Here is a 21,308-nt window from a genome sequence, read left to right as displayed (position 1 = left end):
TCATGCAGCCGGCGCGGACATCGCTGTCTCGTCTTGCTTGGGACGATTGGCTGGCAATTGCGAGCCTGTCAGCACATAGTAGGCGTTCTCGGCGATGTTGGTGACATGGTCGCCAATGCGCTCCAGATTCTTGGCGCAGAACAAGAGATGCGTGCAGGCCGTGATGTTGCGCGGATCTTCCATCATGTAGGTCAGCAGCTCACGGAACACCGAGGTGTATTTGACGTCGATGCGCTCGTCGTCGTTCCGAAGCTTGGCGAGTGCCGCGGCGTCTGCGGCGGCGTATTCCTCGATCACCCCTTGCACCTGGACCAGCACCAACTGCGCCATCACATCGATGGAGTGCGACAGGTCGCGCGGCGTGACGCTGAGGCCGACGGTGCCAACGCGCTTGGCGATGTTCTTGGCAAGGTCGCCGATGCGCTCGAGATCGCCGGCCATGCGGATAGAACCGACCACCGCGCGCAAATCGTTGGCCATCGGCTGGCGCTTGGCGATCAGCGTGATGGCGCGGTCGTCCAGCTCGCGCTGGCGCGCATCCATGATGGCGTCGTCGGAGACCACCCTCTGTGCCAGTGCATTGTCGGAATTCAGAAGGGCCTTGGTCGCCCCGCCGACCATCGCGCCGGCCAGTTCGCCCATGTCGGAGATCAGCTTGCTGATCTGCCCGAGATCCTCGTCGAAAGAGGCGACGGTATGATGTTCACCCATGATCCTGTCCTCGTGCCTGAAAGTTGCCGCCGGACCACTCAGCCGAACCGGCCGGTGATGTAGTCCTGCGTGCGCTTGTCGTCGGGGTTGGTGAACATCTTGTCGGTGGCGCCCTCCTCGACCAGATAGCCGAGGTGGAACATGGCCGTGCGCTGCGACACACGCGCCGCCTGCTGCATCGAGTGCGTGACGATGACGATCGTGTAGTTTTGACGCAGCTCGTCGATCAGCTCCTCGACGCGGGCTGTGGCGATCGGGTCGAGCGCCGAGCAGGGCTCGTCCATCAGGATCACTTCCGGCGACACGGCGATGGCGCGCGCGATGCACAGGCGCTGCTGCTGGCCGCCGGAAAGGCCGGTGCCGGGCTCTTGCAGACGGTCCTTCACCTCGTTCCAGATCGCCGCCTTCTTCAGGCTCGATTCGACGATCTGGTCCATGTCGGCCTTGCGCTTGGCCAGCCCGTGGATGCGCGGACCGTAGGCGACGTTCTCGTAGATCGACTTCGGGAACGGATTGGGCTTCTGGAACACCATGCCGACGCGGGCTCTCAGTTCGACGACGTCGATGTTCTTGTCGTAGATGTCCTCTTCGTCCAGCGTGATCTTGCCGGTCACCCGCGCCGAGTCGATGGTGTCGTTCATGCGGTTGAGGCAGCGCAGGAAGGTCGACTTGCCGCAGCCCGAAGGGCCGATCAGCGCCGTCACCTGGTTGAGGCGGACGTCGAGATTGACGTCGAACAGCGCCTGCTTGTCACCATAGAACACGCCGACCTTGTCGCCGCGCATCTTGATCACTTCGTTCGACTTGGCGTTCATCTTGTCGCCCACTGCATTTTCGAGGGACTGTTCGGTCATGATGTTCATACAGATACCTTCTTTTACCAGCGCCGTTCGAAGCGGCGCCGCAGCACGATCGCTGTGATGTTCATGGCCATGAGGAAGACGAGCAGGATGATGATGGCGCCCGACATACGCTCGACGAAGGCGCGTTCGGCCTCGTTCGCCCACATGTAGATCTGCACCGGCAGCGCGGTGGCCGGATCGAAAGGCGTCGTCGGATAATCGGCGACGAAGGCCACCATGCCGATCAGCAGCAGCGGCGCGGTTTCACCGAGCGCACGCGCCAGACCGATGATGGTGCCGGTAAGGATGCCGGGGGCGGCAAGCGGCAGGATGTGATGGAACACCATCTGCATCTTGGACGCCCCAAGGCCGAGCGCTGCCGAGCGGATCGACGGCGGCACAGCGGCAAGGGCAGCGCGCGTCGCGATGATGATCGTCGGCAGTGTCATCAGCGTCAGCACCAGTCCGCCGACGAAAGCGGCCGAGCGCGGCATGCCGAGGAAGTTGATGAACACGGCAAGTCCGAGCAGGCCGAAGACGATCGACGGCACCGCCGCCAGATTGTTGATGTTGACTTCGATCAGGTCGGTGAGGCGGTTCTTCTTGGCGAATTCCTCAAGATAGATCGAGGCGGCGACGCCGATCGGCAGCGCCAAAAGCAGCACGATCACCATCATGTAGAACGAGCCGATGATGGCCACGCCCATGCCCGACGTTTCCGGGCGGCTGGAGGCGCCATAGGAGAACAGGCCGGTGTTGAAATGCTCGGCCATCACGCCGTCGGCCTTGAGCTTGTTCATCCAGGCGATCTGCTGGTCCGAGACCTTGCGGCGCGATTCCTCGACACTGAGGTCGATCTGGCCCTTGAAGGCGGAGTCGAGATTGGCGGCGGCGAGGATGTTGACGTCGCGCGTCGTGCCGATGACCGACGGGTCGGCGGCGACGATGTCGCGCAGCTGGACGCGGGCGCCTTCCGACAGGAAGCCCTTGAGCTTCATGACCATCGGCTTGTTGCTGGGATCGATGCCGAGCTTGGCGATCAGCGCGCGTTCGGCGAGCTTGGGATAATTTGCCTTGATCAGCACGCTCGGATCGGTGGCGCGCTTGTTGGACGGATCGATCAGCTTCTCGTCGAAGGTGATCGGCAGCGTCACCGTCGTCTGCCAGAAGGCGGTGTAGCCCTTCGAGACGATGGTGATGAGCATGATGGCGAGGAACGCCAGGCCGACGGAAATCGCCAGCCCGCCATAGATGCGGAAGCGGCGTTCGGCGGCGTAGCGGGCTTTCAGGCCGATATCGCGGCGCGGATGAGCCGCCGCCCGGACCATAGTATCCATGGGAATGTCGGTCATTCGTACTGCTCCCGGTATTTGCGCACGATGTACAGCGCGACGATGTTCATCACCAGCGTCAGCGCGAACAACGTCAGGCCGAGCGCGAAGGCGACCAACGTCTGTGGCGAATTGAACTCGAGATCGCCGGTAAGCTGGTTGACGATCTTGACGGTGATGGTGGTCATCGCTTCGAACGGGTTGACGGTGAGGTTGGCGGCGACGCCGGCCGCCAGCACGACGATCATCGTCTCGCCGATGGCGCGCGAAGCGGTCAGCAGGATGGCGCCGACGATGCCGGGAAGTGCGGCCGGCAGGATCACCCGCTTGATCGTCTCGGAGCGCGTCGCGCCGAGGCCGAGCGAGCCGTCGCGCATGGCGCGCGGCACCGCGGTGATGATGTCGTCGGACAGCGAGGACACGACCGGGATCAGCATGACGCCCATGACCAGGCCGGCAGTGAAGATGCTCTGGCCCTGGATGAAGGGCGAGCCGCCGGTCAGCGCCGCCGAGAGATCGCGCAGGAAAGGCCCGAGCGTGACGACGGCGAAGATGCCGTAGACGATGGTCGGGATGCCGGCGAGCAGTTCAAGCGCCGGCTTGACCACCCCGCGCACCTTGGGCGTTGCGTATTCGGCCATGTAGACAGCCGACATCAGCCCGACCGGCACCGCCACCAGCAGGGCGACGGCGGCGATGTAGAGCGTGCCGGCGAGCAGCGGGATCAGGCCGAACTGGCCCTGGCTGCCGCCGGAACCGGCGGCGGCAAAGCGCGGATCCCATACCGTGCCGAAGAAGAAGCTCATCGGCGACACGCTTTCGAAGAACTGGATCGTCTGGAACAGCATCGACAGCACAATGCCGACTGTGGTCAGGATGGCGATGGTCGAGGCCGCGAGCAGACCCCACAGCATCAGCTTCTCGACATTGTTCCTGGCGCGCGCCCGCGGCGCGATCTGCCTCAGCGCATAGAGGGCGCCGGCAATCGACAGAGCGAGGGTGACGACCGCGCCGAACAGTCCAAGCATGCCCTGGACCTTGTTCGTCTCGACGGCGATCGGGATCATGTAGTCCTGTGTATCCGATGCCAGCGCCACGCCCTTGGCGGCAAGCAGCGGCTGCAACTCGGCAAAGGTGGCGGGCAGCGCGGTGTTCGCATCGAGCTGGCGCAGGCCCTTGGCCAGGCTCTTGACCAGGCTGACATCAAGTGCCTCGCTGGCAACCTTGCTGTCGGCGGTGCGCTCCGGCAGGACGGCGTGAATGTGGCGGTCGAGATAGAAGGAGGAGCCGATGTTCCAGACGGCAAGCAGCAGAAGGGCAGGCAGGACGGCGAGCAGGAAGGCCCACCAGCCGTGGTAATGGGAGCGCGAGTGCGGCTTCACCGTGCCGTTTTCGTGCGCTGCGGCACGCTGCCGGCCGATCAGGAACGCAACCACGCCGATGGCGACGACAATGGCGAGTACGAACAAGGACGACATTGACCACCCCCGGGGAAGCTTTAGTCGCCAGCGCCAATGCGGCAGGCGATAAAACCAGGGCGCGGACTTGGTCCGCGCCCTGGCCTGGAAGATTGATTACATCGACTTCCCGGCGGCGAACGCGTCGCGCTGGGCCTGACGCTCGGCGTCCGGAGCAGCCACGAGGCCGTATTCGGCGAGCGGGCTTTCCGGGCCGACCATCTGGTCGTCGAGGAAGAATTCGACATACTCCTTCAGGCCGGGAACGACGCCGAGATGCGCCTTCTTGACGTAGAAGAACAGCGGGCGCGAAACCGGGTACTTACCGCTGGCGATCGTCTCGGTCGAAGGCACGACGTCTTCCACGGTTGCGACCTTCAGCTTGTCGGCATTGTTCTCGTAGAAGGAGAGACCGAACACGCCGACACCGGTCTTGTTGGAGTCGATGCGGGCGAGGGTCTCGGTATAGTCGCCGTCGATGTCGACAGCCTTGCCGTCCTTGCGGATGGCGATGCAGGTCTTGCCGATTTCCTTTTCGTCGGCAACGCCGGCGGCCTTGAGAGCGTCCTTGTCGCAGCCTGCGTCGAGAAGCTTGGTCTCGAACACTTCGCGGGTGCCGTGCTTCTCACCGGGAATGTAAGCGGCGATATCCCAGTCGGGCAGCTTCGGATTGACCTGGTTCCACTTGGTGTTCGGATTGTCGACCAGCTTGCCGTCGACGACCAACTTGGCGGCGAGCGCCTTGTAGATGTCGGCGGGAACCAGCGCCCAGTCCGGGCCCTTGATGTCGGTGGCGAAGACGATGCCGTCATAGCCGATACGGACTTCCTGGACTTCCTTGACGCCGGCGTCGGCGCAGGACTTCAGTTCGTCCTTCTTGATCGGACGCGAGGAGTTGGCGATGTCGATGGTGTCTTCGCCGACGCCCTTGCAGAATTCCTTGATGCCGGCGCCGCTGCCGCCGGACTCGACAACCGGGGTCTTGAAGTTGGTGAAGGTTTCGCCGAACTGCTCGGCGACGATCTTGGCATAGGGTAGCACGGTCGACGACCCGGCGACCTGGATCTGGTCGCGCGCGGCGGCGAAGCCGGACGACGCGGCGAGCGCAAGCGCTGCGACCGACGCCGTGAGGAGAAATTTGTTCATGTGGCCTGCTCCTGTTCGGAAGATGGTCTCTCGGCACCCTTGTCCTAGGCGCCCGGTGAGGCCAATAGCTCCCGATTATTACAGTCGCATGACAGTTTCATGTCAGCCCGGTAACGTCTGACGGCCAAGTCGGAAACCGCCGGCTTCCAGCCTTGGCGGCGTATCGCAGGTTTGCCGCGGGAATCAGGGACTTGCGGGATTTTCTAGCCTCGTCTGCCCTCGGCGGCACGAGCCGCGCCGCCGAGAAAAGAAAAGCCGGACGGAAACGCGTTGCCCTTGGCCAGAGCGTGTCATGGCCGAGCCATCGCCGAAAACAGGTCCGTTGGGGTAGATTCGACGCTGTTCTAGTCGGCGGTCGCTGCTCCCGCCCGTAACCGAGGGAGCCAAATTCGATGCACCCATTGTCACGGCTGGTCGCCGGTTTTGGTATGGTGCGATCGCGCCATACCTTTGGGTAACCCGGCGTTTCCGGGGCGCCGCGAGCAAATCGCGTGCGCGGCGACCGCCCATCCAGGGACGGTGCACAGCCGCACGCGGAGATAAGATCTTAGCCGGCGCTGCGCTGAACCTGACTGTCCGCGCCGATCCAGCGCTCAAGCTTTTCGAGCAGCGCCCTTGGGCTGATCGGCTTGGGCAGATAGTCGTCCATGCCGGCCTCCAGGCAGCGCTCGCGGTCGCCCTTGAGCGCATGCGCGGTGACGCCGACGATCGGCACATGCGTGCCCGTCTCTTCCTCGAGCCGGCGAATGGCAGCTGTCGCCTCCAGCCCGTTCATCTCCGGCATCGACACGTCCATCAGGATCATGCGCGGATTGAGCGTGCCGAAGGCGTCGAGCGCCTTGCGGCCATTGCCGACGATTTCGAAGCCGTAGCCGGTCTCGCCGAGGATCTGGGTAAACACCATCTGGTTCACCTCATTGTCCTCCGCGACCAGAATGTCGAGCCCGCGCTCGCCCGTGGCCCGGACGCGCGCCCGAACCGGCGGCGGTTGCAGCTGGGCCCGCACCGAGGCGGTCGAGGACAGCTGTGCCGTCGACGGCGCCTGAGCGCCCCCGCCGCTCGCCAAGGGCAGCACGCGGCTCGCCTCCTCAGTGTGGTGGTGGCGCTGGATGGTGGCCACCAGCGTCTCCAGCAACACCGATGAGCGCGCCGGCTTGATCAGCTGGGCATCGATGCCGAGGTCGCGGTAGCTGGTGTTGGCGAGAGACTGGTCGACGGAGGTCAGCATGATGATCGGCGTATGGGCGAGACCCGCGGTGTTGCGCACGATCCGCGCCATTTCGGCGCCGCTCATGTTGGGCATCTGGTAGTCGAGCACGACGCAGTCGACCGGAACGCCATAGGCGGCGGCCGCGATCAGCACCTTCAGCCCTTCGGCGCCGCTTTCGGCCGCGCAGGAATCGAAGGTCCACGACGCCATCTGCTCGCTCAGGATCGACCTGTTGACGGCATTGTCGTCGACGATCAGCACGCGTGCACCGGTCACGTCCACCGGCATGATGCGTTGCCCGCTTTGCTGCTCCGCCCTGGGCAGCGTCACCGTGAACCAGAAGGTCGAGCCCTTGCCTTCGGCGCTCTCCACGCCGATCTCGCCTTCCATCAGCTCGACCAGCCGCGAGGTGATGGCGAGGCCGAGCCCGGTGCCTTCATGCCGCCTTGTCGACGAGGTGTCGACCTGGTTGAATTTCTCGAAGACGGCTTTCAGCTTCTCCTCGGGAATGCCGATGCCGGTATCGGTGACCGAGATGGTGAGCTTCGTTCCCGCGGGAACCCGGACGCCGGTGACGTCGACCAGCACATGGCCTTCGTCGGTGAACTTCACCGCATTGCCGAGCAGGTTGGTGACGATCTGCCTTACGCGCCCGACATCGCCGATGAACTGGCTTTCGAGACCGGGCTGGACACGCACGATCAGCTCGAGGTCCTTCTCCTTGGCGCGTGTCGACACCAGCGTCGCCACGTCCTCGATGGCCTCGGCAAGGTTGAAGGGCGCCGGGTCGAGCACGAGTTGGCCGGCATCGATCTTGGAGAAATCCAGGATGTCGTTGATGATGGTCAAAAGCGCGTTGCCCGACTTGACGATGATGTCGGTGAACGTCTTCTGCTTCGGGTCGAGGTCGGACTTGGCGAGCAGTTCCGCCATGCCGAGCACGCCGTTCATCGGCGTGCGGATCTCGTGGCTCATATTGGCCAGGAATTCCGACTTGGCGCGGTCGGCAAGCACGGCGCGCTGGCGCGCCTCGCTGAGCTCGGCCTCGCGCTGCTTCAGCTCGGTGATGTCGGTGGTCGAGCCGATCAGATAGAGCGAGCCATCGGACGCGATCATCGCGCCCTTGCGGGCGAACTGGTGCCGCACGCTGCCGTCGGCCAGCGTCACGGTCTCCTCGATCTCCTGCGTCTCGCCGGTGCGCAGCACGGCGAGGTCGCTGGCGACGAAGGCTTCGCCGTCCGGTCCGAATATCTCGACGTCGGTCTTGCCGGTCGCCTTGTCCTTGGTAAAGCCGGTGAGATCGCACCAGCCCTTGTTGACGTAGAACTGCCTGAGGTCGGAGCGCTTGGCGTAGATCGACACCGGCACATTGTCGATGAGACTGCGGAACACCTCGTTCTCGCGCATGCTCTCTTCCAGCGCCCGCTCGCGCGCCTTGACGTCGGTGATGTCGGTGCTGGAACCAACCAGATGCACCGACCCGTCGAGCGCCACCAGCCGGCTCTTGCGCGTCATCAATTGCCGCAGCGTGCCGTCGCGATGGGTAACCGGCTCCTCGACCTCCAAGACATTGCCGGTGACCACGACCTCTGTGTCGTCGAGGCTGTAGCTTTCGGCATCCTCGGTGCCGAACAGCTGGCGGTCGGTCCGGCCGATGACTTCCTCCTTGGCAAGGCCGGTCAGCGCGCACCAGGCCTTGTTGACGAATTCGATGCTGAGATCCTGGGCCTTGATGAAGGCTGCTACCGGCAGTTCGTCCATGACGTGCCGGAACAGGTCGATCTGGCGCATCGAGTCATGCAGCGCCTTCTCGCGGCTCTTGATATCGGAAATGTCGACGCGCACCCCGATGAAGGTGCCGTCGTCGGTCCGCATGTCGTAGACCTGGTACCAGCGGCCGTCGGGATTGAGGCGCTCGTAAGACGAGTTGGGCAGTCGGTAGCGGGCGAGGATGGCGTCCAGCCAGACGTCGAGATCTCCATCGTAGAGCCTGTCGATCTCGGCATCGCCGCTCAGCCGGAAATAGCCGGCCGAATGTCCCAGTTCCAGCGCCTCGCGGAAGCTGTGGCCGGGCTGCCATGCCGGCTTCAGCGCCGGCAGCGTGTCCTGCAGTTTGCGGTTGGCGAAGACGAAATTGTCCTCGCGGTCGTAGATGATGACGGCGGCCGGCAGCGATTCCAGCACGGTGGCAAGGTTCTTGCGGGCCTCCTCTGCTTCCGTCTCGCGCCGCTTGATCACCGCTTCGGCCAGCCGCGATTTCTCCAGCGCCTCGGCGAGCTCGGCCTCGCGATCCTTCATCTCGGTGACATCGACATAGGAGATCAGCCGCTTGCCGCCGGCCAGCGGCGCCAGCGATGCAATCAGCGTACGGCCGTCATTGCGCGGCAGTTGCCTGGAGCCCGCCACGCCGGCCATGATTTCGGCCTCGCGCTCCACGATGTGGCTCTGCCATACCGCGTCGTCGGTGCCGTAGGGGTCCGTGTCGCGGCTGGCCTGCATCACCTCGCGGAAGCCGCAGCCGATCCCGGCGCGCTTGGGATCGATTTCCCAGAAGTCATAGAAGGCGCGGTTGATCAACTCAGCGCGCATATCCGCATCGAGGACAAGGACGCCGATCGGCATCTGATCGACCATCGTACGAAGATTGGCGAAGGTCTCGGTGATTTTGGCGTTGGCGCTCTCGATCTCGGCGTCGCGACGCTTGACCTCGGTGACGTCGTAGTAGGTCAGCAGCCGCCTGCCGCCTGACAGCGCCGTCACCGAGAACATCATCGTCTTGCCATTGGCATGGCGAAACTCGCGTGGCGCGACGGAGCCGGCGCGAATCTCCTCGATGCGGGTGGCGAGGTAACGCTGCCATTGCTGCTCGTCGAGGTCGCCATAGATGCCGTTGCGGCGGTTGAGCTCCATCAACAGGCTGAACGGCGCGCCGACGGTCACGGCGCCGTCCGGAATCCTGGAGAGTTCGCGATAGGCCTTGTTGACGATCAGCGTGTCGAGCCGGGCGTCGAGAAGCACGACGCCCATGTGCATGGCATCCATCGTCCGCTCGAGATCGGCGAGATGCTGTTCGCTGCCCTCGCCGCGGGACAGGTCGTTCTGACCGAGTTCCTCGAAGGCACCGGCGAGTGCCGTCACGTTGCGACCGATGCCATGATAGCCGGCAAATTTACCCTCGCCGTCGAAGCGCGGCAGGCCGGTGATCGAGATCCACCGGCAATCGCTGCGGCCGCCCTTCAGCTCATAGACGAAGTCGCGAAACGGCCGATGTGCCTGCAGGTCCTCCAGATGCGCGGCGGCGCTATGGCTGCCCTTCAGCACCTGCTTAAGAAAATCGAAGCGGAAACGGCCGAGAATACTGGCGGGTTCAATGCCGGTGGCGGCCTGATAATTGTCCGAAAGCCGGGAAAACCGCAGCTCGGCATCTGTTTCCCAGGTCCAGTCCGCGGCTGCGTCGAGCATCTCGCGCAGCGCCTCGGGCGAAGACGCCTGCCAGGCGGGCGCAAGCGCGCCGTCGCCACGCGCAACCGCCTTGCGGGGAGCGTGCTTGCCAGCCGTCCCGACCGTCTCGTCCACTTCCGCCATGCCGCTCCCACCCCCAGGACCGAACCCCCTTCGCGACCCGTCGGCGGAATGTGCCCGAGAAGCATTAACGGACCGCTAACCATAACAACCCGCAGCCGGCCTCCGGCTGGATTCCGCATCGGCCCTGACTGCGGCATTGCATCGGTTGTCGGCCACGGCTCAGCCGCGTTATAAGTATATTGGGGTGTTGCTAATGTTCGGACGGTTCCTGCTTGTTTTCCTTTTCCCGGCGCTGCTTGCAGCGGGCGGGTGCGCGCGCAGCGGCGATGGCACCGTGGTCATCCCGAAGCCGCTAGACGTCAGGCGTATCTGGGACAAGCCTCCACCCCATGCGCAAACCAGCCAGTCGCAGGTGGGTGTCTTTCCGGTCGCACCACCGCAGGCACCAGCACGCGCGGCGGCCCGCAGGCTCGCCCCGCAGCCGAGACGGGTGACATCCAGTCCCCCGCCGTTTTCTTCCTCCGAGCCGGCCACTACTCTCGCCTGCAGGAATGTCAGCGAGCCCGGCAAGCGCTACCGGGTCGTCTGCGATTAACCCTTGGCAGCGGGAGTTGCTCGACGAATTGACGGCGCCCAAGAGCAATTGCGCAAGAAACAAATAGCTAAAGCGACGCCGCGCCCTTCTTGGGCTCCTTGGCGCCAAGCTTATCCAGCGCGATGCGAACCTGCCGCAGCTCGTCCTGCCAGCCGTCATCGTCGCTCATCGGTCCTTCCGACGCTGCACGCTGCAACCCGCGCGCCTCGGATTCGATGTCGCGAAGCCTGGCGATCTTTTGTTCGGTGGTCAGGGACTGGTCCTCGACAATTTCCTGCACCTTCATTTCCCTGAATGTGACCATGTCGATGGCTCCGGTTGGTCGTCTGTCACAACGCGGCAGCCGGCAAGCCGTTCCGGCGGCGAGCCGTTCGCCTGGATCGGGCGTCCCACGGCTGACCAGCCATCCGCCGAAAAGTCAGTCCGCGGGGACAGTTTCATTTCAAGATTGAGACAGGCGAAAGGCAGTGCCGACGCCACCATCCGTTGGCACGATCGACCGTGACCAATTTCACTGTGGTCCGCCGCTTGCTGTGAAACCTTTGTCCGACATCCCGCGTTGTAGGCAAAAAGGAGGGCGAAGATGTCTATCCACTTCACCGTTTCGGGGCTGACAAGGAACCTGATCCACTCGCTTGGACTGGATCATGAGTGGTGGCCAAAAGCCCTGACCCCGGAGCAGAAACTGTTGGTGGAATGCTATCTGGCCGGCCAGATTCCGGAATCGGCCTGGAACGACTACGTGTTCGAGATGCCCGAGCTGGAACGGCACGTCAACGCCAGGCGCGGACACCATTGAGCCTACATCAGCCGGTCGCGAAGCGAGCCGTCTGCGCCGGCAGGCGACCGCCTATTGCTTCGGTGACTTGAACTGCAGCGTAAACACATTACCCGCAACGCCCTTGGCAAGCGCCGGCGAAAAGCTAAGCGGCAGGCAGTTCCGCAACGCGGCAGTCGCGGCATCGACAAAGGCCTGACGCGCCTTTTCGTCACCGGCCACCTTGATGGCCGTCGTCTTGGGCGGGCCGATGAGCGTGCCGTCGCGCTTGAAGCTGAAGCTCAATGTGACCGTCGAATTGCCGGCATCCGCCGGCGGCGTCCAGCACGCCTGGATCGCCGTTCCGACATCGTTCATGGTGTTGAGCGATGCGGCATTCGATTGAGCGATTGCCGCCATCAATACTGTTCCCACAATCGCCGACAGTGCTGTGCCGCTTTTCATTTGCAGGTCCTCGTTTCTTCCACCGGCTGCCAGTCCGCACAGGACAACTGAAATCGATGATAGGGTCGGAGCCGGCAATGACAATATGCTTCGCAAGGACTTGATGCGGCTGCCGTTAGCGCGACTGCTCACCGTCCCCGGACAAAAGCCCTTTCAAAAGCAAAAAAGGCCGGCGCATGGCCGACCTTTCCTTCCATCTCTCGCTCAGCGCCAGTACATCCGTGGTCGTAGGCTGGAGATGAATTGCTATCCAGTAGACAGGGCTTTGGTTAACGAATCCTTATCGTTCGAGCAATTCCAGGAAAAGTGCGCAGCGGTTTTCCGTCCGGAATTGCGTAAAAACAAAGAACTAGAGCGGGTCGGCGATTCTATCAAAGCTGAACCGCTCTAAAGCCGCGCCGTCACGCCTTGGCTTGCGACTTCACATAGGCGATATAGCCGCGCACGTCGGCGGCCGGCTCGGCATAGGCCTTGCCGAGCTTCTTCTCGACCGCCGCCACATATTCCTTTGCCCATTTGGGCAAGGCGTAGTCGATGACCGCCAGGAATTCGAGCGTTGCCGCCAGACGGATGTCGGCGATCGACGGGTTCTTGCCGCCGATGAACGGCTTGCCGTCCCGGAAGAAGCTGTGAAACACCTCCAGCGGCTCGGCGATCGCGGCCATCGCCGCCTTCTGGGCCTCGGACTTCTTGTCGGGGTGGGCGTCGCTATGGCCGACCTCGCCGGCATATTGCGGGAAACCGAGGAACGGATAGGTGGCGCGCGCCACATAGGGGTAGAGCGTGCCGACCAGGTAGAACATGGCGCTGTCGATCATCGCCCGCTTGGCCGGCGCCTTGGGATAGAACTTCTCCAACCCATGCTTGTTGGAGAGGTATTGCATGATGGCGCAGCTTTCCCACAGCACGCCTCTGGGAAGCCCCTTGTCCTCGATCATCGGCGTCAAATGGGCGGGATTGCGCGCCATGAATTCCGGCGAGCGCGTATGGCCCCAGGCGTCGGTTTCGGCAGGGTCGAAGCCGGCCGCGCGGGCAAAGACGCGAACGGTCATGTTGTTGACGCTGGGCTTCAGCATACTGAGTTTTACGGCAGGTTTCTTCGCCGGCTTCGCCTTAGGCGCGGCTCTTGCCGTCGCCTTCACTGCCGGCTTCGCCGACGCTTTCGCTGCCGGCTTTGCCGCCGGCTTGGCCGCTGTTTTGGCCGCGGGTTTCTTCGCACTCTTCGTCGCTGTCTTGGCCATGTGTTCCTCCCTCTGTTTTTGTTTCAGTATGGGTTCTTCGGTGCCCGGTCGTCCGACAAGGTGGTGCGGGAGCGCTCGACCAGCGCCTGGATCGCATCGGCGAGATGCACTTCGGCAATGTTGTAGTCGCCGCGCGCGACACGCAGTCTGTGCGCTTCCATCAGCACATCGGCATGGGTGAAGCCTGCCGGCGGCTCGAAGCGGTAGGACGCCAGCTCGATCAGCAGGCCGACCGGATCCTCGAAATAGATCGAATCCATGAAGCCGCGATCCTTGACGCCGCTATGCTTGATACCGCGCTCGTCGAGCCGGGCGACCGCCTGCAGGAAGGTGACGCGCGACACTGCAAACGCGATGTGATGGACGCAGCCCGGATCGGTCGGCGTGCGCCGTTTCTCCGGCGTGCGGCTCTCATCGGTGAAGATGGTGATCAGCCTTCCGTCGCCCGGATCGAAATAGAGATGGCTTTCACTGGCCTTGTCGAGATTGGGCTGCTCGAAGATGAATGGCATGCCGAGCACGCCTTCCCAGAAATCGATCGAAGTCTGACGCCCGGCGCCGACCAGCGTGATGTGATGGACGCCCTGCGATTGCAGCTTCTGCATCGGCCTTCCTCCCGTGGCATCAACTGTCGTCCGGATCTGCCCGGCGCCCGGCGTTCTGCGCGCCGCTTGAGCCCGTGCAATGCTAATGCAATCGGCTGCCGCACGCCAGAAGCAGCGAATGCAACCAGAACCTGCCCCGACGCAAAGCGATGGATTCGGGTGATGGTGCGGAAAGCTTGGAGAGACTTGGTACGCCCAAGGGGAATCGAACCCCTGTTCCCGCCGTGAGAGGGCGGTGTCCTGACCGCTAGACGATGGGCGCGTTCAAGAACCGGCGATATAGGCTGACGGTTGGGAAAAAGCAACTGGGCTTCCGAGGTTTGATGAAAGCCGCGAAATGACTGTTGCAGGTCTAGCGTTTCGGCTCGATCAGGTCCCATAGATTTCCGTAGAGATCGGCGAACACCGCCACCGTGCCGTAGGGCTCATGGCGCGGCGTTTCGCGGAATTCGACGCCCTTTTCCAGCATCGCCTGATAATCCCTGGCAAAGTCGGAGGTTTCGAGGAACAGAAAGACGCGGCCGCCGGTCTGATTGCCGATGCGGCTTGCCTGCGCCGCGTCGGACGCTTCGGCCAGCAGCAGCCGCGCGCCCTGGCCGTCAGCCGGCGTCACCGTGACCCAGCGCTTGCCGCCGCCGAGATCGACGTCCTCGGTCAGGACAAAACCCAGCCGCTCGACATACCAGGTGATCGCCTCGTCGTAGTTTTTGACCACCAGCGCGATTGTCGCCACCCGGCGATGTTCGGCGAACCCGGTCATTGATACAACCTGGTCATTTGCTGCAACCAAGTCATTTGCTGCGGCCAAGTCATTTGTTTCGAACTGCAAAGCGGCCAATGATGCGGCGCTCGGCGATGTCGTAGACAAAGATGGTGCGGCTGCCGTCGGCAAGCTCGGCATCGATCGAGATCCGGTTGCCGGACAGCGACTGGCCGACCACCTTGGCGCCGACCGGCAGCACAATGTCGCCGCTGACCGGCTCGCCGGCCGGCGCCTGGATGTCGCTGGCCAGCGGCGGGCTGGCGCGTGGCGCGTTGCGGGCTTTGTAGACAAGCGCTCCGATCACCACCATAAGGGCGAGCAACAACAGGCCGAGATTGATGGCCATGAAGCGCAAGAGTTTCTTCCGCACGCCTTCGACTTCCGGGTCGAGTGGCTTTTCTTGGTCTTCGTCGGCAATTGGCCTGGCCATGGCAAAAATTCCGGAACTTTCTTTCGATGAGCGCTCATAACGAAGAGGGCCCTGGATTGATAGAGGACCAATTCATAGAGGCCGCGCCGACCGTGCTGGAGACCGGCACTGAGGCGGCCGGCCAGCGCCTCGACCAGTGGCTGGCCGGAATGCTCGGGCCGGATATGTCGCGCAACCGGGTGCAGATGCTGATCAAGCAGGGCGCGGTCAGGATCGGCGGCAAGCCTGTTGACGAGGCCAAGCGCAAGCTGGCCGCCGGCGACGTGGTGTCGGTTATCATGCCGGAGCCGGCGCCGGCCACGCCGCAAGGCGAGGCGATCGCTCTCGACATCCTCTATGAAGATGCCGAGCTGATCGTCATCAACAAGCCGGCCGGGTTGGTTGTCCATCCCGGCGCCGGCAACTGGACCGGCACGCTGGTCAACGCGCTGATCCACCATTGCGGCGACAGCCTCTCCGGTATTGGCGGCGTCAAGCGGCCTGGCATCGTGCATCGGCTGGACAAAGAGACCAGCGGCGTCATGGTCGTCGCCAAGACCGATCGTGCCCACAAGGCGCTGTCGGAGGCCTTTGCCGACCATGGCCGGACCGGCGACCTCCAGCGCGCCTATCTCGCTTTGGTCTGGGGCATCCCGCCGAGGCCGACCGGCACGGTCGATGCACCGCTCGGCCGCGCCGCCGACCGGGTGCGCCGCGCCGTGGTGCCGGAAGGCCGTGACGACGCCCGCCACGCCGTCACCAATTTCACCGTGGTCGAGCGCTTCGGCGAGCAGCAGCAGGAGTTTGCGACGGCCAGCCTGGTCGAGTGTCGGCTGGAGACCGGCCGCACCCACCAGATCCGCGTCCACATGGCCCATATCGGCCATCCGGTGGTTGGCGATCCGGACTATGGCCAGGCCTTCCGCACCAAGGCCAACCGGCTGCCCGAGCCGCTGAAAACGACGGTGAAGGCATTTCCGCGACAGGCGCTGCACGCGCGCCTACTTGAATTTCGCCACCCGGCCACCCATTTAACGATGAGGTTCGAGGCGCCGTTACCGAGGGACATGGAGGCACTCGTCGGCGGCTTCCGCAAGCTCTGAACCCGTCATCAAGGCGCTTCAAGCCAACCATCAATAAACCTGACTGGCGTTGTTCACTTTGGCGTGACACACTGTTTCGTGTTGAACAAATGCCTGTCTTTTCTGGTTTTGTTCCTATATACACCAGTTGCCGCGAGCGAGCCTTTTGGTGCTCGCGTCACATGCCCGCCGCGTTTCGGGGGCATCACTCCAATAGAGAGGGGGCGCTACCATGGCCCAGTCACTACCCAGTATCGTTTCCGGCGAAGGCGGCCTCAGCCGCTACCTGGAAGAAATCCGCCGCTTTCCGATGCTTCAGCCGCAGGAAGAGTACATGCTCGCCAAGCGCTATGCCGAGCATGAGGATACCACGGCTGCGCACAAGCTCGTCACCAGCCATTTGCGGCTCGTCGCCAAGATCGCCATGGGCTATCGCGGCTACGGCCTGCCGATCGGCGAGGTGATCTCGGAAGGCAATGTCGGCCTGATGCAGGCCGTCAAGAAATTCGAACCGGAGCGCGGCTTCCGGCTCGCCACCTATGCCATGTGGTGGATCAAGGCCTCGATCCAGGAATACATCCTGCGCTCGTGGAGCCTGGTCAAGATGGGCACCACCGCCAACCAGAAGCGTTTGTTCTTCAACCTGCGCAAGGTGAAGGGCAAGATCCAGGCGCTCGACGACGGCGACTTGAAGCCCGAACAGATCGCCGAGATCGCCACAAGGCTCAACGTGTCCGAAGCGGAAGTGGTGTCGATGAACCGCCGCCTGTCGGGCGACGCCTCGCTCAACGCGCCCATCCGGGCGAGCGAAGGTGAGTCCGGCGAATGGCAGGACTGGCTGGTCGACGACCACGAAAGCCAGGAAGAGATGCTGATCGAGCAAGATGAGCTGGAAAATCGGCGCACCATGCTGTCCGGCGCTCTTGCCGTGCTCAACGAGCGCGAACGGCGCATCTTCGAGGCGCGTCGCCTCGCCGAGGAGCCGCTGACGCTGGAAGAGCTGTCGGCCGAGTTCGACATCAGCCGCGAGCGCGTGCGCCAGATCGAGGTGCGCGCCTTCGAGAAGGTGCAGGATGCGGTCAAGGCCGCCGCCAAGCGCCAGATGCAGGCGCTGCGCACCATCGAGGCACAGCCGGCGGCTTAAGGCTGCCGCGCATCGAACAATAACAAAACGGCGGCGCCAGGATCTGGCGCCGCCGTTTTTATTTTAGCTCAGCGTCCACGATTGACGAAGCCGGCGAACCAGCCCTTTCTCCCCGTCACTATACGGGGAGAAATGCCCGGCAGGGCAATGAGGGGCAGCGCCAAGTCTGCGAGCAATCGCATTCGGAGAGCCGGCGTGCGATCATGGCCGAACGCCGCGCCGCCCCTCATCCGCCCTTCGGGCACCTTCTCCCCGTGAACGGGGAGAAGGAAGGCTCACGCGGTCGGCTGCTTGGTCTTTCTCAGATAGGGCAGGATCGTATCGAAGGCGCCGAAGCGCTTGATCGCGTCTTCGTTGGAGACCGCGGCGGTGATGATCACATCCTCGCCCTGCTTCCAGTTGGCCGGCGTCGCCACCTGGTGCTTTGCCGTCAGCTGGATGGAATCGATGACGCGCAGTATCTCGTCGAAATTGCGGCCGGTGGTCATCGGATAGGTGAGCACCAGCTTGATCTTCTTGTCCGGGCCGATGACGTAGACCGAACGCACCGTGGCATTGTCGGCCGGCGTGCGGCCCTCCGAAGTCTCGCCGGCGCCCGCCGGCAGCATCTCGTAGAGCTTGGCGACCTTGAGTTCCTTGTCGCCGATCAGCGGATATTTCACCACCTGGCCGGTCGCGGTCTTGATGTCGTCCTGCCATTTGTCGTGGCTCGAAACCGGGTCGACCGAAATACCGATGATCTTGACGTTGCGTTTTTTGAATTCGCCCTCCAGCCCGGCCATGGTGCCAAGCTCGGTCGTGCAGACCGGCGTGAAGTTCTTCGGATGGCTGAAAAGCACCGCCCAGCCGTCGCCGATCCATTCATGGAAGCTGATTGTGCCTTGCGTGGTTTCGGCCGTGAAATCCGGCGCGATGTCGTTGATACGAAGACTCATGGCGTGTCCCTACCCTTTGACTTGCCGCCGGCACAGTCAGCCCGCCGGCGCCGCTTGGTCTTCTTAGCACTGTAGGAGCATCCTTAAAACGCTGGCGGACACCGGCGCCGGGACCTATGGCGAAATATTTTCGCCCATTTCGTGGAAATGCGGCATTTCTTCCGGGACACCCTCAGCCGGGCAGTGCTCAGGCCTTCTTCACCGCCAGGGCAACCGCCAGATCCTCCATGCGCTGAGCCAGCGCACCAAGCGCGCTGGTCAGCACGGAGTCACTCTTGTCGGCCTTGGTCAGCGCCTCGTCGCGCGTCTTGCGCAAGGTCAGTACTTCGCTTTCCATGCCCTTGACGCGTTTTTGCAGCTCCGAAAGCTCGTCCATGACCATGATGCCGGCCATGACGGTCAGCCGCTGGTCGCCGATCTCGCCAAAAGAGTCCTTCAGATGCGAAACATAGCGATCGAAGCGCTCGGCAAGATCGATCAGGTGCTCTTCCTGGCCCTCGTCGCAGGCCATGCGATACTGCTTGCCGTCGATTGAAACCGTAACCTGTGACATGGGCCTACCTGTCCAGTACCGCGCGAATGGTTTCCATCGCGGTCACCAGCCGACGCGACACTTCCTTGTTGGCATCTTCCAGCCGTTCGGCGCGCGCTTCGGAATTGTCGAGTTCTTGCGCCAGCCTGGAGCGGTCAGCGTTCATGCGCTGCACCTCTGCCTCGGCTTCCGAATAGTCGCGCTCGTGCTCGAGCTTGGCCGCGACGGCGTTTTCAAGGCCCTCGATGGCTTTACCCAGCCGGGCTATGACTTCCTTGAGCGTGGTTTCCCCGGTCATGGCTTCGTCCCTGCACCCTGCCCATCACCGAATCGTTTGCGTTCAGAACGCGTTATTCAGGAAAGATTAGGCGCCGTGTGAAGGCGACGTCAACAAAGCTCTCGCGACTGTCCCCTGCTAACGCTAATGTAGAGGGGTTGCGGCATCACAAGCCCGGCAAAAACGCACCGATTTGTTGACTCAAGGGCCGCGCCTGCTATGTGTCGCGCACCCTTTCCAGGCCTCTCCCAAGGCCCCAAACCCCCACCCCGGAGGAAGCATGACCTCGCGTGAACAGCATGATCGGATGGCCAACGCGATCCGTTTTCTCTCCATGGACGCCGTCGAGAAGGCAAATTCCGGCCACCCCGGCCTGCCGATGGGCTGCGCCGACATCGCCACGGTGCTGTTCACCCGCTTCCTGAAATTCGACGCCAAGGCTCCGCATTGGGCCGACCGCGACCGCTTCATCCTGTCGGCCGGCCACGGCTCGATGCTGCTCTATTCGCTGCTGCATCTGACAGGCTACGAGGACATGACCCTCGACCAGATCAAGAATTTCCGCCAGCTCGGATCGAAGACCGCGGGCCACCCGGAATACGGCCATGCCGAGGGCATCGAGACGACCACCGGCCCGCTCGGCCAGGGCCTTGCCAATTCGGTCGGCTTCGCGCTCGGCGAGCGCATCATGAACGCCGCCTTCGGCAACGACCTCGTCGACCACTACACCTATGTGCTGGCCGGTGACGGCTGCCTGATGGAAGGCGTCTCCCAAGAAGCCATCGCGCTGGCCGGCCACCTCAAGCTGAACAAGCTGATCGTCTTCTGGGACAACAACAACATCTCGATCGACGGCCCGGTGTCGCTCGCCGACAACACCGACCAGGTCGCCCGCTTCCAGGCCTCCGGCTGGAACGCCAGCCATATCGACGGCCAGGATCCGGAAGCGATCGCCTATGCCATCGAGGCGGCGCGCCATTCCGACAAGCCGACCATGATCGCCTGCAAGACGACGATCGGCTTCGGCGCCCCGACCAAGGCCGGCACCAACAAGGCGCATGGCTCGCCGCTCGGCGCCGAGGAAATCGCCGGCGCAAGGAAGTTCTTCGGCTGGGATTCGGCCCCCTTCGAGATTCCGGCCGACATCCTCGACGCCTGGCGCGCTGCCGGCAAGGCTGGCGTCAAGTCGCGCACCGACTGGGAAGGCCGCCTCGCCAAGGCCGACGCCAAGCTGCAGGCCGAGTTCGAGCGCCGCGTCAGTGGCAAGCTGCCGTCGAATTTCGACGCCGTCATCGCCGACTACAAGAAGAAGCTCTCAGCCGACAAGCCGAAGGTCGCCACCCGCAAATCGTCGGAAATGGCACTGGAAATCATCAATGGCGCAGTGCCGGAGACCATCGGCGGCTCCGCCGACCTGACCGGCTCCAACAACACCAAGACCAGCCAGACCAAGAACATTACCCCGGACGACTACGGCCAGCGCTATGTCCATTACGGCGTTCGCGAGCACGGCATGGCGGCAGCACTCAACGGCCTGACGCTGCATGGCGGCCTGATCGCCTATGGCGGCACGTTCATGTGCTTCTCCGACTATGCCCGTCCGTCGATGCGCCTTGCCTCGCTGATGGGCATCGGTTCGATCTTCGTCATGACCCATGATTCCATCGGCCTTGGCGAAGACGGCCCGACCCACCAACCGGTCGAGCATCTGGCGGCACTGCGCGCCATTCCGAACCATTTTGTGTTCCGCCCGGCCGACGCGGTCGAAACCGCCGAATGCTGGCAGCTGGCGATCGAATCGAAAAAGACGCCGTCGACGCTGGCGCTGACCCGCCAGAACCTGCCGACGGTGCGCACCGAATACGCCGCCAAGAACCTCAGCGCTTCCGGCGCCTACGAGCTTGCCGCCGCCAGCGGCGAAGCGGCGGTGACGATCTTCGCCACCGGTTCCGAAGTCGAGATCGCGCTTGGCGCGCGCGACTTGCTGGAGAAGCACGGCCATCCGACCCGCGTCGTCTCGGTGCCCTGCTTCGAACTGTTCGACCTGCAGAGCGATGATTACCGCAAGAAGACGATCGGCAACGCGCCGGTGAAGATCGCCATTGAGGCCGGCATCCGCCAGGGCTGGGATCACCTCATCGGCACCGACGGCATCTTCATCGGCATGACCGGCTTTGGCGCCTCCGGCACCATCGAGCAGCTCTATCCGCATTTCGGCATCACCGCGGATGCGGCCGCGAAGGCGGCGGAAGCCCGCCTGCACGGCAAGTAAGGCATTGAG

The 21,308-nt window shown here is 63.3% G+C and carries 20 protein-coding genes and 1 tRNA gene; 5 read left to right on the top strand and 16 right to left on the bottom strand.

What is annotated here, in order from left to right:
• The 7 genes from phoU to AC04SI_RS07305 form a co-directional block, all read right to left on the bottom strand.
• Positions 1–711, bottom strand: a complete 711-nt coding sequence (phoU, locus tag AC04SI_RS07335; protein WP_404283113.1) for a phosphate signaling complex protein PhoU — start codon at positions 709–711, stop codon at positions 1–3.
• Between the two features lie 38 nt (positions 712–749).
• Positions 750–1,574 carry a phosphate ABC transporter ATP-binding protein PstB gene (gene pstB / locus AC04SI_RS07330; RefSeq protein ID WP_006203874.1) on the bottom strand — a complete coding sequence of 275 codons (825 nt, stop codon included), beginning with the start codon at positions 1,572–1,574 and terminating at the stop codon, positions 750–752.
• A 14-nt stretch (positions 1,575–1,588) separates the two neighbouring features.
• A complete protein-coding gene (gene pstA / locus AC04SI_RS07325; protein ID WP_404283112.1) occupies positions 1,589–2,905 on the bottom strand; it encodes a phosphate ABC transporter permease PstA in 1,317 nt (438 codons plus the stop codon).
• A complete protein-coding gene (pstC, locus tag AC04SI_RS07320) occupies positions 2,902–4,362 on the bottom strand; it encodes a phosphate ABC transporter permease subunit PstC (protein ID WP_488474046.1) in 1,461 nt (486 codons plus the stop codon). Before pstC ends, pstA begins: the two co-directional genes overlap by 4 nt.
• A 96-nt stretch (positions 4,363–4,458) precedes the next feature.
• Positions 4,459–5,487 carry a PstS family phosphate ABC transporter substrate-binding protein gene (locus AC04SI_RS07315; RefSeq protein WP_488474045.1) on the bottom strand — a complete coding sequence of 343 codons (1,029 nt, stop codon included), beginning with the start codon at positions 5,485–5,487 and terminating at the stop codon, positions 4,459–4,461.
• Positions 5,488–6,034: 547 nt separating this feature from the next.
• Complete coding sequence (locus AC04SI_RS07310; protein WP_488474044.1) at positions 6,035–10,282, bottom strand: response regulator; 4,248 nt, start codon at positions 10,280–10,282, stop codon at positions 6,035–6,037.
• Positions 10,283–10,884: 602 nt separating this feature from the next.
• Positions 10,885–11,121 (bottom strand): hypothetical protein, encoded by a 237-nt coding sequence (locus tag AC04SI_RS07305; RefSeq protein WP_192182223.1) that lies wholly within the window; start codon positions 11,119–11,121, stop codon positions 10,885–10,887.
• Between the two features lie 279 nt (positions 11,122–11,400).
• On the opposite strand from AC04SI_RS07305, the gene AC04SI_RS07300 reads away from it, so the two are divergent.
• Positions 11,401–11,616, top strand: a complete 216-nt coding sequence (locus tag AC04SI_RS07300; protein WP_404283107.1) for a hypothetical protein — start codon at positions 11,401–11,403, stop codon at positions 11,614–11,616.
• 51 nt (positions 11,617–11,667) lie between these two features.
• On the opposite strand, the gene AC04SI_RS07295 is transcribed toward AC04SI_RS07300, so the two are convergent.
• The gene (locus AC04SI_RS07295; protein WP_404283123.1) at positions 11,668–11,994 is read right to left on the bottom strand and encodes a hypothetical protein; all 327 of its coding nucleotides are present in this window, start codon (positions 11,992–11,994) and stop codon (positions 11,668–11,670) included.
• Positions 11,995–12,124: 130 nt separating this feature from the next.
• On the opposite strand from AC04SI_RS07295, the gene AC04SI_RS07290 reads away from it, so the two are divergent.
• Positions 12,125–12,430, top strand: a complete 306-nt coding sequence (locus AC04SI_RS07290; RefSeq protein WP_404283106.1) for a hypothetical protein — start codon at positions 12,125–12,127, stop codon at positions 12,428–12,430.
• 10 nt (positions 12,431–12,440) lie between these two features.
• On the opposite strand, the gene AC04SI_RS07285 is transcribed toward AC04SI_RS07290, so the two are convergent.
• From AC04SI_RS07285 to AC04SI_RS07265, 5 genes are all read right to left on the bottom strand, one after another.
• On the bottom strand, positions 12,441–13,280 hold the full coding sequence (locus tag AC04SI_RS07285) for a glutathione S-transferase family protein (RefSeq protein WP_404283104.1): 840 nt from the start codon (positions 13,278–13,280) through the stop codon (positions 12,441–12,443).
• 23 nt (positions 13,281–13,303) lie between these two features.
• The gene (locus tag AC04SI_RS07280) at positions 13,304–13,885 is read right to left on the bottom strand and encodes a VOC family protein (protein WP_404283103.1); all 582 of its coding nucleotides are present in this window, start codon (positions 13,883–13,885) and stop codon (positions 13,304–13,306) included.
• Between the two features lie 187 nt (positions 13,886–14,072).
• A tRNA-Glu gene (locus tag AC04SI_RS07275) sits at positions 14,073–14,147 on the bottom strand.
• A gap of 90 nt (positions 14,148–14,237) precedes the next feature.
• Entirely contained in the window at positions 14,238–14,645 is a 408-nt protein-coding gene (locus tag AC04SI_RS07270; RefSeq protein WP_404283101.1) for a VOC family protein, read from the bottom strand.
• Positions 14,646–14,694: 49 nt separating this feature from the next.
• Positions 14,695–15,078: a fimbrial protein gene (locus tag AC04SI_RS07265; protein ID WP_488474043.1), complete on the bottom strand. Its 384-nt coding sequence runs from the start codon at positions 15,076–15,078 to the stop codon at positions 14,695–14,697.
• A 26-nt stretch (positions 15,079–15,104) separates the two neighbouring features.
• On the opposite strand from AC04SI_RS07265, the gene AC04SI_RS07260 reads away from it, so the two are divergent.
• The gene (locus tag AC04SI_RS07260) at positions 15,105–16,160 is read left to right on the top strand and encodes an RluA family pseudouridine synthase (RefSeq protein WP_404283097.1); all 1,056 of its coding nucleotides are present in this window, start codon (positions 15,105–15,107) and stop codon (positions 16,158–16,160) included.
• A gap of 211 nt (positions 16,161–16,371) precedes the next feature.
• Complete coding sequence (gene rpoH / locus AC04SI_RS07255; RefSeq protein ID WP_404283095.1) at positions 16,372–17,283, top strand: RNA polymerase sigma factor RpoH; 912 nt, start codon at positions 16,372–16,374, stop codon at positions 17,281–17,283.
• Between the two features lie 275 nt (positions 17,284–17,558).
• Here rpoH and AC04SI_RS07250 read toward each other — a convergent pair whose 3' ends face one another.
• The 3 genes from AC04SI_RS07250 to AC04SI_RS07240 all read right to left on the bottom strand — a co-directional run bounded on the left by AC04SI_RS07250 (position 17,559) and on the right by AC04SI_RS07240 (position 19,048).
• A complete protein-coding gene (locus AC04SI_RS07250; protein WP_120013472.1) occupies positions 17,559–18,218 on the bottom strand; it encodes a peroxiredoxin in 660 nt (219 codons plus the stop codon).
• A gap of 187 nt (positions 18,219–18,405) precedes the next feature.
• Complete coding sequence (locus tag AC04SI_RS07245; RefSeq protein WP_488474042.1) at positions 18,406–18,771, bottom strand: cell division protein ZapA; 366 nt, start codon at positions 18,769–18,771, stop codon at positions 18,406–18,408.
• A 4-nt stretch (positions 18,772–18,775) separates the two neighbouring features.
• The gene (locus AC04SI_RS07240; RefSeq protein ID WP_006200774.1) at positions 18,776–19,048 is read right to left on the bottom strand and encodes a DUF4164 domain-containing protein; all 273 of its coding nucleotides are present in this window, start codon (positions 19,046–19,048) and stop codon (positions 18,776–18,778) included.
• A 259-nt stretch (positions 19,049–19,307) separates the two neighbouring features.
• Between AC04SI_RS07240 and tkt the strand changes: the two genes are divergently transcribed.
• The gene (tkt, locus tag AC04SI_RS07235; protein ID WP_488474041.1) at positions 19,308–21,299 is read left to right on the top strand and encodes a transketolase; all 1,992 of its coding nucleotides are present in this window, start codon (positions 19,308–19,310) and stop codon (positions 21,297–21,299) included.
• The last annotated feature ends 9 nt before the right edge of the window (positions 21,300–21,308 follow it).

The organism is Mesorhizobium sp. CNPSo 4689 (genome assembly GCF_057784325.1).
This window is presented reverse-complemented; position numbering and strand designations above follow the sequence as displayed.